Source organism: Paenibacillus sp. SAF-068 (assembly GCF_051967555.1).
Classification (GTDB): domain Bacteria; phylum Bacillota; class Bacilli; order Paenibacillales; family Paenibacillaceae; genus Paenibacillus.
This window is the reverse complement of record NZ_JBQCJX010000004.1, coordinates 303,439-318,868: the sequence shown is the minus strand read 5'-3', so window position 1 is coordinate 318,868 and position 15,430 is coordinate 303,439. Positions and strand designations below refer to the sequence as shown.

Below are 15,430 nucleotides of genomic sequence, written 5' to 3'. Positions count from 1 at the left end.
TATAAAGATATCTTGCCACTTAGTCGCTATGCCAAGTTAGGCAAATACCCATTAACGTTTGGAACGAACTGCCGAACTGCTTCTGCTTTTGAACAAATGAATATTCTCTAGCGCTTTACCTGTTCCGATCGCTACACAATCCAGCGGATTCTCAGCCACGATGACAGGCATTCCTGTCTCACCAGCCAGAAGCTTGTCCAGGTTGCGAAGCAATGCCCCACCGCCTGTAAGAACGATTCCACGATCCATGATATCTGCTGCAAGTTCAGGCGGGCATTTCTCGAGTGTTACTTTTACCGCTTCAACAATCGCATTCACCGTATCAGCCAACGCTTCGCTGATCTCGTCCGAAGTAATCGTAATGGTCTTCGGCAGACCTGTAACGAGGTCACGTCCACGAATTTCCATCGTTTCTACTTGCTCCAATGGCATTGCTGATCCGATGTCCATCTTCAATTGCTCCGACGTACGCTCACCGATCATCAGATTGTATTGGCGTTTGATGTACTGGATAACGGATTCATCCATCTCGTCACCTGCTACACGAACGGAACGGCTCGTTACAATACCACCAAGCGAGATAACAGCCACTTCCGTTGTACCGCCACCAATATCGACAACCATACTACCCGTTGGTTCCCATACTGGCAGATCTGCACCAATTGCAGCCGCGAAAGGCTCTTCAATTGTATAGGCTTCACGTGCTCCAGCCTGTTTGGTTGCATCTTCAACCGCACGTTGTTCTACTGCAGTGATCCCGGATGGTACACATACCATCACGTTTGGATGACGTTGGAACATGGAGCGTTGTTTCTGCGCCTCGCGGATGAAATATTTGATCATCGTTGCCGTTGTATCAAAATCGGCGATAACGCCATCTTTCATTGGACGAATGGCACGAATGTTACCAGGTGTACGTCCAATCATTTTTTTGGCGGATTCACCTACTGCTTCGATACTTTTTGTATCTGTACGTATTGCGACAACCGAAGGTTCGCGCACCACAATTCCTTTTCCTCGTACATAAACCAACGTATTTGCTGTCCCCAAGTCAATACCCAAATCTTTCGTAAAACCACCAAACATAACATAATCTCCTTTTCTGCCTCATATAGCCGCTCTATTCTGATTCAGAGCGTGATAATTTCATTCCCACGTAACACGTGGAGCTAATATTCGCATTTGTTATTTTGCATTTGTAAAGTGAACCTATCTTTTACGGACAACGCCGTTAACATTCATAGGAAAACATCAACGCCAACCATTATATTATACTAAGCCCTTCTCCTTCAAACTTACGTACGTTCCATCTCCGATAATAATATGATCAAGCACGTCAATACCAACAATAGCGCCTGCTTCAATCAGTCTCTTGGTTATTTGGATATCCTCCGGACTGGGCGTAGGATCACCGCTCGGATGGTTGTGTGCGCACACAATCGATGCGCTGCTGCATTTGATAGCAGCCCGGAACACTTCACGTGGATGTACAATCGAAGCGTTAAGGCTGCCCATGGAGAGTGTTTCCTGGGCAATAATATGATTTTTGCTATTTAGAAAGAGACACACAAAATGTTCTTTTTGCAAATATCGCAATTGTTCGATCAGAATGTCAGCTGCATCACGCGGTGTACGTATTGAAGTGGACTGTGTTAGTTTGCTCTTAGCAATCCGATGACCCAGCTCAATGCCAGCTTTCAATTGTACAGCCTTGGCATTGCCGATTCCTTTCATCGCAGTTAACTCTTCCAGACTCAGATCCATTAACGAGCGAATGCCACCCGCTTCGGTCAGAATCCGCTGTGCCATATGCACCGCGGATTCCTGTCTTGTGCCTGTTCGAAGTAAAATGGCCAGCAATTCAGCATGGCTTAAGGCGCCCGCCCCGTATTCCATCATGCGTTCTCTCGGGCGTTCTTCTTGGGGGATGTCGCGCATCATGTATTGAGGCGACTCCATATGTTCCCTCTTTTCATTTCAAAACGTCAATTGGCTTCATTCATGCTCGCGGCAACACATGTACGCCAAACCCATCCAACATATCACTCAGCAGGGATAGTGGCAAGCCAACCACATTAAAATAACATCCTTCAATGCGGTCGATCAGTGAAGCACCTATGCCCTGAATGGCATATGATCCTGCCTTGTCTGAAGGCTCACCTGTCTGCACATAAGCACGGATGGTCGCATCCGACAGTTCTTTCATCGTTACATCGGTTTGTCGGTAATGAACGACAGACTGTCCATTGCCTGCATCGATACAGGCGACCCCAGTAAACACACGATGTACACGCCCCTGCAACCGGGATAACATACGTTCAGCATCCGCTTCGTCTACGGGTTTTCCTAGAATCTCACCATCCAGAACAACAACGGTGTCACTACCAACAATAATGGCTTCCTGCTCGCGGCCTTCAAGCCCGCGATACACGGCTAACGCCTTGCGCAAAGCAAGTTCCTGCACCGTCTGTTCAGGTGTCCACTCTGGTGGTGTATCTTCATTGGCATGACTTGGTATTACATCAAACGCTAGATGGAGTGATGCGATCAGTTCTTTGCGCCGAGGCGATGTAGAGGCCAGAATAATAGGGCGTTGCTTTGTGTTATCCAAAATGAACGGCTCCTTATGCCACGGCAACATCCTGTCCGGATCACGATAATAGATGTCACTGGTTAATTTTTTTTCGTCATAACTCGTCATTCTCCTACAGTCTGCGATAAAGCCACACAGCGGCAATTATACCGATCAGACTCAGGAGGCTCATTTGAAATTGAAGTGAAATATCATAACTGATAATATCCATATCAGCCTGTGGCGACCAACGTATGGTCGTGGCTTTCGTAAGAAAGGCTACTGCCTTAACAGGCTGCAGTGCCTTGGCGATCCACGCTCCGGCCATCCAGCCGAGCAGCAGAAACAGCAATAACATGCCGAAGTTTTTTTTCATCGGTAATCTTCCCTCGCCATTTTTTGACACCCACATTATTATACGGGGTTTTGTACGTCAATACAAACACAAATCCGGCAAGGGGAACTATTTCCAGTTCCTTGCCGGAAGGGTCTTTCCAAGCGTTGTTATGGGAAAGTGTGTGTTACTGCTTAATCGCTTCGAGCCATTTTTTCTGCTGTAGAACATATTCCATCAGATCGGACTGCACGGACCACATGTGCACATCATCCGGGTTCTTGTTGTACTCTGCAATAGCCGTAATTGCACTGTTCATTGATTTCTCCATACCACCAACAATAGGTTGTACCTCCGCAGTCAGGCCGGGTGAGAGGCTATTCAGACCGGTTAACCATGACTGGTGCTTATTCTGAATCGCGGTCATCGTTTCAGTAGAGACTGCTGTCGGTGCGGATTGTCCCAACTGCTGAATGGACAAGGTAGACAATTGTTCGACCAGTGCAGAACTGTTTGTGAAGAAAAGCTGCACATCCTCTTGCTTGCCACCGAATATAGCCGGATTGATCTCCGGGTTCACGATCTCCTTGACATACAGTTCGACTCCCTGGGATTTTAGTCTGGAGCTAAGTAGCTTGGCCTCTTCACGATCAGCCGAAATGCCTGCATATACTCGATTGCCGTCTTCAGGATCAGACCCTGCGGCTATACCTGCCTGAGCCAGCTCAAGCTTGGCCTGCTCCGCTCGTTCAGGAGAACTGAATACACCGTATTGAAGTGCATAATACGTGCTGCCAGTACCCGTTGTCTGAAGCTGCTGCTCTGCACCTGCAGTACCCTCCTGACCAGTCACAGTGGAAACTGCCTGATTGACAGGCAGAATATCGTCTGGTTTGGCGACTCCTTCTTTATTGAAAAATGAAAGAATAACCATGCCAAAAAGTGCTCCGGTAACAAGTGCCCCGGTGACAGAACCAATCATTTTCCATCCCCTTGGAGGGCGGTTGCGTTTATAGGAATAGTTCTCGGAATCTGCAAGCCAGTCGTGGCCTTGATCATCATGGATATTGGACAAATCACGACGCTCTGCCTCCGGATCGTCAGCGTGATTAACATAACCATAGCCGGAACGGTTCCCGGAATAATGGGGCTCATCCAAGTTCAAGTTCGAATCATGACTCACCCGCTCGTCAGGTTCAGGTACAGTAGAGCTTGTCAGCACCGTCTCTCCCCAGTCTCCGGGGATATCCTCAGGTGTCCATGACGGGGTTGTATCTATCTGTTTTGGCGTTAGCGGTTGATGCTGCGGTAATTCTTCACTTAACGTCACCAATGGACTGGACGCGGATATCCTCTTGTTTTCAGGCTTGTCCGACTCATGATCCCCGAAGCGAAACGTCATTCTAGCATTGCTCACCCGTACCCTCTCCTTTGTCCCATTTATATCAGCTATATGCAGAGAAGGCAGTAAACATTCCATATAAAGTAAAAAAACGCCTGCTTCGTATTGAAGACAGGCGTTTTCTCAATTGACTTATTTCAAACCTTTGGCGAGTGTATCGCCAACTTTCCAGATATCACCTGCACCCATTGTAATCACAAGATCTCCTGGCTGCAGACGATGCTGCAGGTCAGCTACCACTTCTTCTTTCGTAGGAAGGTAACGAGCAGAAGCATTACTGTTTTGAACGATGAGTTCAACCAGTCTGGCTGAGGTTACCCCTTCGATCTGTTTTTCGCCAGCAGGAGAATAGATATCCGTAATAAGCACTTCATCTGCCTCCGCAAAAGCACGACTGAACGCATCCAGCAGGAAGAACGTACGCGTATAACGCTGTGGCTGGAATACCGCAATAATGCGTTTGCCTGTTGCTTTGGCTGCACTAATGGTAGCTTCAATCTCAGTCGGGTGATGAGCATAATCATCAATGATCAGCATATCACGTGCCTCACCCAATACCTGGAATCTGCGTTTGGCTCCGTGGAACTGGATGATAGCCTCCACAATCTTCTCAAATGGAATGCCTGCTTCCAGACAGGTAATCACAGTAGCCATCGCATTATAAACGTTATGCTTACCCGGCACTGATAATTCAACCGTGCCCATAGCAGTATCCTGATGATTCATCGTAAAGGAGATACGACGATCCCCCAGCACAATATCGGTTGCAGTATAATCTGCAGCACGATCAATACCATAGGTTGTAATCCGTGACTTGAGTGCTGGCAAAATCGCTTGAACATTTTCGTCGTCAGAACACACAATGGCTGTTCCTTCCGGACGAATCTGGCTCAGAAACTGCACATAAGCCTTTTTAAGCTCCTCAAAATCACTGTTGTAATTTTCCAGATGATCTGCCTCAATATTCGTTACAATTCCGAGCCATGGGTGGTACTGTAAAAATGATCCATCACTCTCGTCCGCCTCAGCGACTACCCAGTCACCCTGGCCTGCCTTGGCGTTGGTTCCCACATTCATGATTTCTCCGCCAATGATATATGTCGGGTCCGTATCACATTTCTCCATAACAAGTGCAATCATGGATGAGGTGGTTGTTTTCCCGTGAGCTCCAGCCACTGCCACACCTTTACGTTCGTTCAACAAACGTGCAAGCATCTGGGAACGATGCAGAATCGGAATATTCAGCTCAGCTGCGGCTACCCGTTCCACATTATCAGCAGGCGCTGCCGTAGAGTAGACAACCAGGTCAGCTCCAGTAACGTGCTCTGCCGTATGTCCGATATATATTTTCGCTCCCTTGGCTGCCAACTTCTCGGTCAACTCCTGTGAAGCGACATCCGATCCGGTAACGGTGTATCCCATTTCCAGCATAACTCTTGCGATGGCACTCATGCCATATCCGCCAATCCCTATAAAATGAACGTGTTCCGATGTATTTAACAAAACTTTCACCAACCTTTTTCAGAATCGGTTTGATGCAAAAGGGCTGCCCGCACATCCGCAATCAGGTACAGTGTGCCGGAGACCACCCCCAGATCTTCCGCTTCCGTCCGTGACTTCAATAGATCAAGTGCCTTTGCCCATTCGGGCTCGACGATGATTTCCAGTTCCTGCTTCGCAATGGCGGGACGTACCCGTTCGACAATCTGCAGCAATTCGGCTGCATCCATTTTGCGTCGGAAATCTGGCTCGGTCAGGATCAGCGTATCCACTAGTGGCAGTATATGCTGCAAATACGCTTCGTGATGCTTATTTGCCAACATACCCATCATCAAAATTAACTTGTTGTGAGGATAGACATCCGTAATGCTCTTGGCCAGTGACTCTGCACCTTCCGGATTATGTGCTCCATCGAGCACAATTCGAGGTTCATCGACGACTTTTTCGAATCTTCCTGCCCAGAAAGCATTCTCCAGTCCAAGTGCGATATCGTTGTCATCCAGCATAAATGCCATGTATTGTCTAAGCAATTCAAGCACCATAAGTGCAGCCGCTGCATTGTCACATTGATGTGAGCCCTGCATGCGTATGCGAACGTCCAGATCACGAAACGGGCCTGTAAAATGAAAAGATTGTCCGTTCTCATTGCTGTCCAGTCTATGATAAGAGAATTGGTCTCCAGCCAAATACACGCTTGATTGAAGCTGCTGTGCTTTCTCCTGAATCACCTTCACAGCTTCGGGCTGAGTCGCGCAAGTTACAACGGGTACTCCCGGCTTGATTATACCTGCCTTTTCTCCAGCAATCTGTTCAATCGAATCTCCAAGCACATCCGTATGATCCATACCAATGTTGGTGATGACGGACACAACAGGTGCGACAATATTCGTTACGTCCATCCTTCCCCCTAGCCCCGTCTCCCATACCACAACGTCAGGGTAACACTCCTCTGCATAGTACAGAAGCGCAAGAGCCGTGGACACCTCAAACATAGTGGGTGATCCCAGCGGAGTGGAGGCCATTTCAATGACCAGTGGATGTAATCGATTCGAGAGCTTAAGCAGGATTTCTTCAGGAATATCCTCACCGTTGTATTGAAAACGGTTTGTAAACTTGGTGATATAAGGCGACGTAAAGGTACCCACATCATATCCAGCCTGAAGAAGCACTGACGTCAAAAAAGCGCAAGTCGAACCTTTGCCGTTCGTTCCCGCGACATGAATAAATTTGAGACGTTGGTGTGGATTGCCTAACATGGACATTAGACTCTCGATTCGTTCCAATCCAGGTCGTATGCCAAAAGGAATAAGGCCATTGATCCATTCCACGGCCTCGTTATACGTAAGTAAAGGAGCTGCTGCGTCTGTCCCGTCTAATTCCGTCATCTGATTCACCTTCGGTCCCGAGTTTGAGTGAAAAAAGCGGCCGGATGGCATAATGGCTCTCCATCCGACCCAAATATATTAACCTTTTAGTTCATTGATTCGTGCAATCACTTTATCCCGTTTGTCGGAATAATCTGCTTGTTTGGCGCGTTCTTCCTCAATTACTTTGGCAGGAGCTTTGGCAACAAAGCCTTCATTCGCCAGCTTTTTCTCCACACGGAGAACTTCGCCCTCAAGGTTCTGCAACTCTTTCTCCAAGCGAGCCACTTCCTGCTCGATATCAATAAGACCTGCGAGTGGCAAGTATAGTTCTGCCCCCGTAATGATCGCAGTCATTGCCTTATCCGGTGAGTTCAAATCAAGCCCACTATCGAACTCGGATGTATTACAGAAACGTTTGATGTAGTGACTGTTACGCGCAATGATGCTGGACGTCTCAGCACTATTTGCTTTGACCATCAACTCGATCTTTTTGCTCATCGGTACGTTCACTTCTGCACGAATGTTTCGAACTGCACGAATGGTATCCATGAGCAGGTTCATCTCGGCAACAGCCTCCGGATTCTCAAGAGCAGGATCATATACCGGCCACGCTGCCAGCGTAATGGTCTCACCTTCATGAGGCAGATGCTGCCAGATCTCTTCGGAGATGTATGGCATAAACGGATGAATCAGGCGCATCGTCTGATCCAGCACATAAGCCAGCACGGATTGTGTTTTCTTCTTGGCAACCGGATCTTCCCCATAGAAGGACAGCTTGGCAAACTCAATGTACCAGTCACACAGGTCATCCCAGATAAAGTTATACAGTACACGACCCGTTTCCCCAAATTCATACGCTTCGATTAGACGCGTAATATCGCGGGAAGTTTCGTTCAGACGGTGCAAAATCCAATAATCCGCTGTACCAAGCTCTCCGCTAATGTCCCGTTCTTCATAAGTGAATCCTTCCAAATTCATCAATGCAAAGCGCGAAGCATTCCAGATCTTGTTGGCAAAGTTACGTGCCTGCTCCACCCGTTCCCAACGGAAACGCAAATCCTGACCTGGCGTGCTGCTGGTCGAAATCATGTAACGCATCGCATCTGCGCCGTACTTCTCAATCACATCCAGCGGATCTACACCGTTGCCCAGTGATTTGGACATTTTGCGTCCATCCGCATCACGAACAAGACCATGCATCAGTACATCTTTGAACGGAATCTCATCCGTAAATTCCAATGCAGTGAAAATCATACGTGCAACCCAGAAATATATGATGTCATACCCTGTCACAAGAACACTTGTCGGATAATAACGTTGCAGATCTTCCGTATCTTCCGGCCAGCCTAGTGTCGAGAACGGCCATAAGCCGGAGCTAAACCAGGTATCGAGTACGTCTTCGTCCTGTCTCAACTTGCGACCAGCATTCTCTGGCAGCAATGTCGGATCTTCAGCAGATACGATAATTTCACCCGTTTCCTCATCATACCAGGCAGGAATTCGGTGTCCCCACCACAGTTGACGGGAAATACACCAGTCACGAACGTTCTCAATCCAGTTCAGATACGTTTTCTCAAAACGGTCTGGAACAAAATTAACCCCTTCACCGCTCTGTTGTTTCTTGATCGCTCGCTCTGCAAGTGGCTTCATCTCAACAAACCACTGGGTAGACAGATACGGTTCAACAACAGCCCCGGTACGTTCACTGTGTCCAACCTGATGCGTGTGATCCTCGATGTTGATCAACACACCCTGCTCTTTCAAGTCAGCAACAATCTGCTTGCGGCAGTCACTGCGATCCAGTCCCTGATACTTGCCGGCCTCTGCATTCATTGTGCCGCTCTCATCCATGACCGTAATTTGAGGCAGATCATGACGAAGACCTACTTCAAAGTCATTCGGATCATGCGCAGGCGTGATTTTAACTGCACCACTTCCGAACTCTTTATCCACGTAATCATCAGCGATAATTGGAATTTCGCGTCCGATGATAGGCAGTACAAGGACTTTGCCAATCATATCTGCATAGCGCTCATCCTTCGGATGAACAGCAACTGCTGTATCCCCCAGCATCGTTTCAGGACGCGTTGTTGCCACTGTAACGTAGCCACTTCCGTCTTTGAGCGGGTAACGCAGATGGTACAGGTGACCCTGAACCTCTTTATATTCAACCTCAATGTCGGACAGAGCTGTCCGGTTCACCGGGTCCCAGTTAATGATGCGTTTGCCTCGATAAATAAGGCCTTTTTCATACAGCTGAACAAATACTTTGCGAACCGCTTGGGACAGACCTTCATCCAGCGTAAAACGTTCACGTGAGTAGTCAAGTGACAACCCCATTTTGCCCCATTGTTGACGAATGGTCGTAGCATATTGATCTTTCCAGTCCCATACCTTTTCCAGAAACTTCTCGCGTCCCAGATCATAACGAGTCAGACCTTCTTCACGCAGTTTCTGCTCCACTTTGGTTTGGGTAGCAATTCCCGCATGGTCGGAACCTGGGAGCCACAGTGCGTCGTAACCCTGCATCCGTTTGGTACGGATCAGAATATCCTGCAGTGTAAAATCGAGCGCATGTCCGATGTGCAGCATCCCCGTTACATTCGGGGGTGGAATTACAATCGTATACGGCTCGGCATCTTTACGTTGACCGGCTTTGAAATATCCACGCTCCATCCAGGTGGAGTACCATTTGTCCTCTGCCGCCTTAGGATCGTAAGTGGTCGGCATTTCTGTTGCAGCTGATTTTTTTTCCTCAGACATGTGTCATTCCTCCGTTACTTCATCATCTTCGCCAAAAAAAACAAAAAAAACCTTTCATCCATCAAAGGACGAAAGGTTAGCTTTCGCGGTACCACCTTTGTTTCACGCCTACAGCAAGATAGACTTCACCCTCTGTTCATGACGTGACACTTCAAGCAGATAACGGCTGCTACCGGCCCATCCTACCTCAGAAATAAATGACGATAGATCTCATTCATCCCCTGTATTCAAACAGGCAACTCCCGGGCGACTTCGATCAGTTGGTTCCTGCGGAATCTCACAGCGTTGCGATTCCACTCTCTGAAAGGTCATACTGTCTACTACTCCCGTTCCACGTTGTTCTTCAAAAAACCTACACACATCATACCTTGCTCGTGCACGATAGTCAACCTGGCAACAGCGGATAAAGAGCGCTGGAATGCAGGTTTAGGGCGAATCAAGCAAAAACCCGCAATCCCCAAGGGGGTCACGGGTCTTAACGAAGGCTTTAACTACGAATTAAGGAATGTATAATATCTGGCCTTCTTCCACAACTTGTTCAGACAATCGGTTATACAACTGAAGTTCCCTCGTGCTTAATTGGTATCGATCTGCAATGGCATCCAGTGTATCTTCTCGCTGGACGATGCACAGTTTCACTTTGCGGAATGGGGTCTGGTCGACAATCGTTCCCAGGAACAGATTCTTCCATTCTACATCATCAGGAGGATACGTTTCTTCCTGCACCACACCCGCAGGAACCTCATCGCCTCGCTCCACTTCAGCATCGCGTGCCGCTCTGCCGGAGGATAACAAGGAAGAGATACCTACGCCCTCCTCTTGCCGTGGTGCGGATTCCTTTTTGCTTCCAAAAGCAACCTTCAGCTCCGGCTTGTCTTCCGTCTCAGCCACAGGTTCAGGAACAAATGCTTCGTTCTGCACGAACTCGTCTGCCCCAGTCACTTCAAAAGACGGTCGGTCTTCCTCAGCGTTGCCTGGTTCGGACGAAGCAAATACACCTTGCCAGTTCTCCGCCTGTGATTCGACCGGAACATCAGCAGCTTCCTGATTCTCCTGCTGAGGTACAGATCTCGCTGATTCGAAGTGCCATACATCCGGTGCGTCCGGTACATCCGGTGCTGCCAACTCATTAGATGATTGAGCACTAGACTCCTGGACTGCTTGTTCTGAATTTCTCGGGTTGGCAGGCAATGCATCCACGGAAGGCTCGGACCACGCCGAAGACTCTTCTTCCAGAGGCAACAACGGTTCCGACTCAGGATAAGAGGCTAACCGATCAGCGGTCTCAGCCATAAACGACGAGATCGGAGAAGGTTCGCTGTATTGCTCTTGAGATGCCAATTCATCTGCATTCGCTGTCAGAGAAGCGGAATCTCCGTTTGCTTCAGGTTGTCTGTTTTCGTTAGCGTACTCCGCAATTTGCTCCTCAGATTGAAGTGACTCAGCCGATGATGCATTTGAATTTCCCTGCTGCCACTCTTCACTGTTCCTTAATGTTTCTTCTTCTGTGGACAGATCAGCATATTCCGGTGCACCATATGCAAGTTCTGCTGCATTCGCAAGTTGCTCTTCCTCACTTCGCTGGAGCAGGTACTCTTGTGCAAATGTGTTAGGATCGCTATCTGTCTGTTCTGCTTCATCGGAACGGTTGGTATGCTGGGCATCAGGTGAGTGGACAACTGTAAACTCATCTGCTGACCACACTTGCGGCTCTTCAACAGGAAAGCCCTCGATGCCTCGCAGCGACAACACGCCAGTAATGTTCAGACTGCGATTGGATAAGAGATCCACGTCGAAATTCTCGATTTCGATGGAAATATCCTCAATTGATCTGACCCGGTTCAGCGGCACTGTGATCTCCACGGGAATGAAATGTTTGAGTTCCTCTGAAGCCTCATTTTCTCCTCTGTACGCACCTGTAAGTAAAAGATGCCCTCTTAACGTGGCATGATCATCCTGCCCTATGACTTGAATGCGCGGGTATAGTTCAATCTCCTCCAATTCCTCAATCGCAGGGACTCCCTCAGACAAATGAACGCGCTCATAAATATCGAACCGCAAACCATAAGGTTGATTCAACAAAGGTGGCGTCCTCCTTTCGGCATATGTTCACCATGATCCTTCTCATGGGACTGATCCATGGTCCAAATCCTTCGTTACCCCATCTATATGCCTTGAATGAGATGAGCATGCCACCTTTTGAAAAACCTTGCTGCGTGTAGCTATTAAAGTTCGCTTTATATCATTATTAATATCCCTTTTCACGCTCTGCCAATTGTGTAAAATCGGACGGCCAAGGGTCACTCACTTCAATCATGACTCCAGTTAACGGGTGGTTAAACTTCAGCACTTCTCCGTGAAGCGCCTGCCGACCAATGGCATCCGCTTTTCCTCCATACAACTCATCACCGATGAGCGGATGTCCCGCGTAACTCAGATGTACACGAATTTGATGTGTTCGTCCTGTATCCAGCTTCAATCGCACAAGGGTTGCTCGTTCCCATACTTCGACGATCTCCACATGAGTAACAGCTTCTTGACCACCTTCCGAGACACGTCTGCGCTGTTTGTGATGTCTGTCCTTGCCAATGGGAGCATCAATTTTGTGGAGTTCAAGGGGAATTTGTCCACCTGCAATGGCAACATAATGGCGGCCAATCTCTTTGCGACGCATCGCTTCATCAAGTTTGGTGAGGGCAAACGCATTTTTGGCATACAGGACAGGTCCGGTTGTATCCTCATCCAGTCGATGAACATGACGCACACTTGCCTGTATTCCATTCATTTCATAATAGGAAGCAACCGCATGATCCAGCGTAATGGCCTGATCAGCACGGCTTCCATCCGGATGCAGTTTCATGCCTGCCGGTTTGTGCATAACCAGACAGAAATCATCCTCATACAATACATCCACGTCAGCCCAGCGTGGTTCAACATCAATCGGTTGGGACGCAAAAAGGGCCAGCCGAAGCCGGTCCCCTGCAAGTTGTATTCCTCGATTTGCTTTCAGCTGACGGAGCAGTTTCTCCGGGAACTGAAGCTCGGACAATAGCCATTGCTCCGCAGCCATCTGTTTGTCCGAACTGCCTGTGACGGCTTTCCCGGGCATCAGTTCAAGCCATTCCCCGCGGCGTTTCCAACTTTTGAGCGTCATAGCGATTGAAGAGCTTTACGATTCGCCTCGATCGTATCGTCAATATCCTGCTCCGTGTGCACACCAGAGACAAACATGCCTTCGTATTGCGAAGGTGCAACACTCACACCGTGATCAATCATGGCGGCAAAATAACGACGGAATTGATCCAAATTGCTTTCTTTGGCAATATCATAATTCGTTACTGGAACAGCACTGAAGAATGGACAAACCATGGAACCCACACGGTTAATGGTTATCGCAACCCCCGTCTCAGCTGCATTTTTCTCGAATCCGGCTTGCAGACGTGCAGACAATGTCTCCAGACGGTCATAGACCTCTGGTGTTAACAATTTGAGCGTGGTATATCCTGCTGCCATAGCCAGCGGATTCCCGCTTAGTGTACCTGCTTGATAGATCAGTCCCGAAGGGGCAATCTGTTCCATCAGATCCCGACGACCACCATAAGCACCAACCGGAAGTCCGCCACCGATCACTTTACCCAAACAAGTCAGGTCAGGTGTAACGCCAAACCGTCCTTGGGCACAGTTCAACCCCACGCGGAAACCGGTCATAACTTCGTCAAAAATAAGCAGGCTGCCATATTGCGTTGTCAGACTGCGCAAGCCTTCAAGGAAGCCGGAAGCCGGAGGTACAACCCCCATGTTACCCGCCACAGGTTCCACAATAACAGCGGCCAGTTCTTCACCATAACGTTCAAAAGCAAGCGTCACAGACTCCAGGTCGTTATACGGTACCGTAATGGTATTCACAGCTACGCCTTCAGGCACACCTGGACTATCTGGCAGGCCCAGCGTTGCAACACCCGACCCAGCCTTGATTAGCAAGCTGTCTGCATGTCCATGATATGATCCTTCAAACTTCAAAATTTTACTGCGACCGGTTACCCCGCGTGCCAATCGAATGGCACTCATGGTTGCTTCCGTACCGGAATTAACCATCCGCACGATATCGATGGAAGGTACACGCTCACAGACCAGCTTCGCCATCTCGGTCTCCAGCAAGGTAGGTGCACCAAAGCTTGTTCCTTTAAGGGCTGTCTCACGCAAAGCTTCGACTACGTCAGGGTGTGCATGTCCCATGATGAGCGGACCCCACGAACCCACATAGTCAATAAAAACATTGCCATCAATATCGTAAATCTTGGACCCTTCGCCGCGCTCTGCATAGATCGGCGTCAGTCCCACCGATTTGAATGCGCGCACAGGGCTGTTCACCCCCCCGGGTATGTACTGCTTAGCTTCCTCAAACGCGCTACGTGAGCGCTCATCATTACGACGATTACCTTGTTGTGCTGTCATGAGTATCCTCCTTAATAACGATTATTTTATTTCTCAGCCAACCAGCGTGAAGCGTCTTTTCCGTAATAGGTAATGATCATATCTGCACCTGCGCGTTTCATGCTGAGCAGGATTTCCATGGCGACTTTTTTCTCATCGATCCAGCCTTGAATCGCCGCTGCCTTCACCATGGCATACTCGCCACTAACGTTATAAGCGACAAGCGGAAGATCAAATTGATCCTTGATGGTGCGCATAACATCCAGATAGGAGAGCGATGGTTTTACCATCAACATGTCCGCTCCTTCCAGCACATCTGTTTCAGCTTCACGCAAAGCTTCACGTGCATTGGCCGGGTCCATCTGATATGATTTGCGGTCCCCGAATTGCGGCGTTGAATCTGCTGCTTCACGGAATGGGCCATAGAAAGCCGACGCATATTTGACAGAGTAGGACATGATCGGAATATGACTGAATCCATTCTCATCCAGCCCGGCACGGATCGCCTGTACAAATCCATCCATCATGTTGGATGGTGCAATGATGTCCGCTCCTGCTTTGGCTTGAGACACTGCCGTCTGCACGAGCAGATCAAGTGATTCATCATTTAACACATCTCCGCAGATGTGACCGTCAATCTCCACGGTGTGTACCATGCCGCAGTGACCGTGATCCGTGAATTCACACAGGCAAGTATCTGCAACAACCAGCAACTCTGGGTACCAGGATTTGATCAATCTCGTCGCTTCCTGCACGATGCCATCTTCAGCGAAGCCAGATGAACCCACACTGTCCTTGGTCTCCGGTATACCGAACAATAACACCGCCGGAATTCCCAACTCGGCAATTTCTGTTACTTCCTCTTGAAGTCGATCCAGTGAGAAGCGGAATACGCCAGGCATGGATTTAATTTCGGATTTTACATTTTCTCCATACGTTACATAGATTGGTTGAATAAAATCATCCACGGTTAGATGGGTCTCTCTGACCATATTGCGAATACCTGTGGATTGGCGTAAACGGCGATGCCGTACAATTGGAAAACTCATATGTGTTAA

The 15,430-nt window shown here is 48.5% G+C and carries 12 protein-coding genes and 1 other annotated feature; all 12 genes read right to left on the bottom strand.

What is annotated here, in order from left to right; all coding sequences use genetic code 11:
• Positions 1-51: 51 nt before the first annotated feature.
• On the bottom strand, positions 52-1,086 hold the full coding sequence (locus ACTHPG_RS22650; protein ID WP_076290777.1) for a rod shape-determining protein: 1,035 nt from the start codon (positions 1,084-1,086) through the stop codon (positions 52-54).
• Between the two features lie 183 nt (positions 1,087-1,269).
• Positions 1,270-1,959 carry a RadC family protein gene (radC, locus tag ACTHPG_RS22645; RefSeq protein WP_440391634.1) on the bottom strand — a complete coding sequence of 230 codons (690 nt, stop codon included), beginning with the start codon at positions 1,957-1,959 and terminating at the stop codon, positions 1,270-1,272.
• 40 nt (positions 1,960-1,999) lie between these two features.
• A complete protein-coding gene (locus tag ACTHPG_RS22640) occupies positions 2,000-2,611 on the bottom strand; it encodes a Maf family protein (protein WP_440391633.1) in 612 nt (203 codons plus the stop codon).
• Between the two features lie 94 nt (positions 2,612-2,705).
• Entirely contained in the window at positions 2,706-2,948 is a 243-nt protein-coding gene (locus ACTHPG_RS22635; RefSeq protein ID WP_440391632.1) for a DUF4321 domain-containing protein, read from the bottom strand.
• A 145-nt stretch (positions 2,949-3,093) separates the two neighbouring features.
• Positions 3,094-4,323, bottom strand: a complete 1,230-nt coding sequence (locus ACTHPG_RS22630; protein WP_440391631.1) for an SPOR domain-containing protein — start codon at positions 4,321-4,323, stop codon at positions 3,094-3,096.
• Between the two features lie 117 nt (positions 4,324-4,440).
• On the bottom strand, positions 4,441-5,760 hold the full coding sequence (murC, locus tag ACTHPG_RS22625) for a UDP-N-acetylmuramate--L-alanine ligase (protein ID WP_440391658.1): 1,320 nt from the start codon (positions 5,758-5,760) through the stop codon (positions 4,441-4,443).
• A 56-nt stretch (positions 5,761-5,816) separates the two neighbouring features.
• Positions 5,817-7,193 (bottom strand): bifunctional folylpolyglutamate synthase/dihydrofolate synthase, encoded by a 1,377-nt coding sequence (locus tag ACTHPG_RS22620; protein ID WP_440391629.1) that lies wholly within the window; start codon positions 7,191-7,193, stop codon positions 5,817-5,819.
• 78 nt (positions 7,194-7,271) lie between these two features.
• Positions 7,272-9,938 carry a valine--tRNA ligase gene (locus ACTHPG_RS22615; RefSeq protein ID WP_440391628.1) on the bottom strand — a complete coding sequence of 889 codons (2,667 nt, stop codon included), beginning with the start codon at positions 9,936-9,938 and terminating at the stop codon, positions 7,272-7,274.
• 61 nt (positions 9,939-9,999) lie between these two features.
• Positions 10,000-10,281, bottom strand: a binding site (T-box leader).
• A 155-nt stretch (positions 10,282-10,436) separates the two neighbouring features.
• The gene (locus ACTHPG_RS22610; protein ID WP_440391627.1) at positions 10,437-12,020 is read right to left on the bottom strand and encodes a LysM peptidoglycan-binding domain-containing protein; all 1,584 of its coding nucleotides are present in this window, start codon (positions 12,018-12,020) and stop codon (positions 10,437-10,439) included.
• Between the two features lie 166 nt (positions 12,021-12,186).
• Entirely contained in the window at positions 12,187-13,092 is a 906-nt protein-coding gene (locus tag ACTHPG_RS22605; protein ID WP_440391626.1) for an RluA family pseudouridine synthase, read from the bottom strand.
• Positions 13,089-14,393 carry a glutamate-1-semialdehyde 2,1-aminomutase gene (gene hemL / locus ACTHPG_RS22600; protein ID WP_440391625.1) on the bottom strand — a complete coding sequence of 435 codons (1,305 nt, stop codon included), beginning with the start codon at positions 14,391-14,393 and terminating at the stop codon, positions 13,089-13,091. Before hemL ends, ACTHPG_RS22605 begins: the two co-directional genes overlap by 4 nt.
• 26 nt (positions 14,394-14,419) lie before the next feature.
• Positions 14,420-15,421, bottom strand: a complete 1,002-nt coding sequence (gene hemB, locus ACTHPG_RS22595; RefSeq protein WP_017692601.1) for a porphobilinogen synthase — start codon at positions 15,419-15,421, stop codon at positions 14,420-14,422.
• Positions 15,422-15,430: the final 9 nt, after the last annotated feature.